General features: G+C 35.9%; 2 protein-coding genes. Both read right to left on the bottom strand.

Annotation, left to right across the window (positions count from 1 at the left end; translation table 11 throughout):
- Positions 1 to 82 precede the first annotated feature (82 nt).
- Positions 83 to 1,132: a branched-chain amino acid ABC transporter permease gene (locus tag BMX60_RS11750; RefSeq protein WP_091351617.1), complete on the bottom strand. Its 1,050-nt coding sequence runs from the start codon at positions 1,130 to 1,132 to the stop codon at positions 83 to 85.
- A gap of 4 nt (positions 1,133 to 1,136) precedes the next feature.
- Positions 1,137 to 2,051 (bottom strand): branched-chain amino acid ABC transporter permease, encoded by a 915-nt coding sequence (locus BMX60_RS11745; RefSeq protein WP_091351616.1) that lies wholly within the window; start codon positions 2,049 to 2,051, stop codon positions 1,137 to 1,139.
- Positions 2,052 to 2,197 lie beyond the last annotated feature (146 nt).

Here is a 2,197-nt window from a genome sequence, read left to right as displayed (position 1 = left end):
CTGTTTGTCAAGAGCGATTACGTTATTTTTCTTTATGCTAATCTGTTCGTGTGGTATTTAATCTATTTTTTCATAGAACTTTTTACATTACCTTTGCACCTTTAGTATCCCTTTTTATCTTCAGCAAAACTTTATTTTTCCCTCGGTAAAAAAGTGCTGAAAATTTTCTACTTAAACCTTCTGGCACGTAAATTATCATCACTATCAAAACCAATCCTGTTAAGATAAAGTTAATATTAGGTATACCTTCAAAGAGGGGGATTTTCCTAATAATATCTGGAACCATTTGAATAAATGCGGCACCAAATATACTACCACCTATGGAAGCTAAACCTCCAATAACCACCATTGCCAGTAAATCTAAAGATAGTACTACATCCCAATAGGTTGGCTCTAAAAATCTTATAAAATGGGCATAAAGGGAACCGGCTACTCCTACGTAAAAGGCACTGACAGCAAAAGCTATTAATTTGTACTTAAATAGACTTACACCCATAGCTTGAGCCGCTTCTTCACTATCCCGCATAGCAACTAAAGCCCTTCCTGTCTTGGAACTTAAAAAGTTATAAGAAAATATTGCAAAAAAGACTAGGATAAAAGTAACTAAGATCAAGTAATGCTGTGGCCTAATAAACTCAAAACCTAAAATACTAGCTCTAGGAATTCCTCTAATCCCTGAATAACCTCCAGTAAACCAATCCCATTCTTTAAAAATCTCTTGGATTGTTACAGCTAACCCCAATGTAGCTATAGCTAAATACAGTCTAGCTAACCTTAAAGCTACTAAACCTAACAATAACCCAATGAGCATGGGAATTATTCCAGAGATTAACATAGCCAACAGAAAAGGAAAATTTAATTTCATCATTAAATTTGCAGAAATATAGGCACCCATTCCCATAAATGCAGCATGACCTAATGAAACTTGCCCAGAATATCCTAACAGGATATTAAAGCCTAATGCTGCGATGGCAAAAATCATTACCCTGGTAAGTAAAGATATATTGGCCCTTGTTAGAAAGGAAAAGTATATATCCAAAAAGGGTATCAAGGAAAACAATATTCCATACAAAAGATATTGAACCGGTTTATAATTTAAATATTTCTTTACAACATTTAGGTATCTATCCATCCCCTTACACCTTCTTCCTCATGACTTTTCCAAAGATGCCTTCAGGTTTAAATATTAAAATCAAAATGAGAAAACCATAGACAATTACTGTTCTCCACTTTAAGGAAATATACATACCCACCAGGTTATTTAAAACTCCAATCATCAACCCACCTACTACAGGGCCAATAAAGGAATTAAATCCTCCCAGTACTGCGGCAATGAAAGATTTTAAATGTACATCAGCCATCATATTTGTACTAACATTTGTCGCAGGGGCAATTAAAACTCCTGCCACCGCCCCCAATACAGTAGCTAAAATCCATGCTGCTGAAGAAACCTTTGAGGTGGGAATTCCCATAAGCCTTGCTGCCCCTTCATTTTGGGCTGTTGCCCTAATGGCAATACCAAACATGGTATTTTTAATAATATAAAACAGTACAGACATTATCACTAAGGTAATTAGAATAATAAAAATTGCATTAGGTCTAATTAAAACATCTCCTATATAAAAGTGTTCTATCATGTCAGGGGTGATTGCCCTTCTCATAAAGTGGGAATCTGTACCGAAAATAGCCCCTGCTACTCCATTGACGATCATGATCAATCCCAAAGTCACTATCATCTTCCCGACCATTGAACCTCTACTTGCTGGACGGATAAAAAACCTTTCTACAACAAAACCGAAAAAAATAGCAAAAACTATAGCAGCTATAAAGGCGATTACATAGGCATTGTTATAGATAAAAGGATGTGCCGTTTGTTCTAATCCCCTTCTCCAAACCGTAAAGGCGACAAAACTGGAGAACATGGCCATTTCCCCTTGGGCGAAGTTTGTAACACCAGACACTCGGTAAATTAATACAACTCCCAAGGCTGCCAAAGCATATAAACTGCCGGTTTCTAAGCCGGAAATAATAATCTGGATAAATGATGTCATATTTTTTCCGTTACAGAAATCTTATAAAACTTTATAAAGTTTCTATCGAAACTTATAAAAGTTTATGTTTCCTTCCTTGTTCATCGTGTCCAGTTTCGAAAAATTCTACTCCTGTTTGGTTTAACACTCCGAAGGCTTAAATTCCC

The sequence above is a fragment of the Anaerobranca gottschalkii DSM 13577 genome (assembly GCF_900111575.1).
GTDB classification, from domain to species: domain Bacteria; phylum Bacillota; class Proteinivoracia; order Proteinivoracales; family Proteinivoracaceae; genus Anaerobranca; species Anaerobranca gottschalkii.
Note: the sequence above shows the minus strand (reverse complement) of the source record. Positions and strands in the feature narration are given on the sequence as shown.

Excerpts from the sequence above, each read along its gene's own strand:
- BMX60_RS11750 (WP_091351617.1), bottom strand. The coding sequence starts at position 1,132 with ATGGATAGATACCTAAATGTTGTAAAGAAATATTTAAATTATAAACCG.
- BMX60_RS11745 (WP_091351616.1), bottom strand. The coding sequence starts at position 2,051 with ATGACATCATTTATCCAGATTATTATTTCCGGCTTAGAAACCGGCAGT.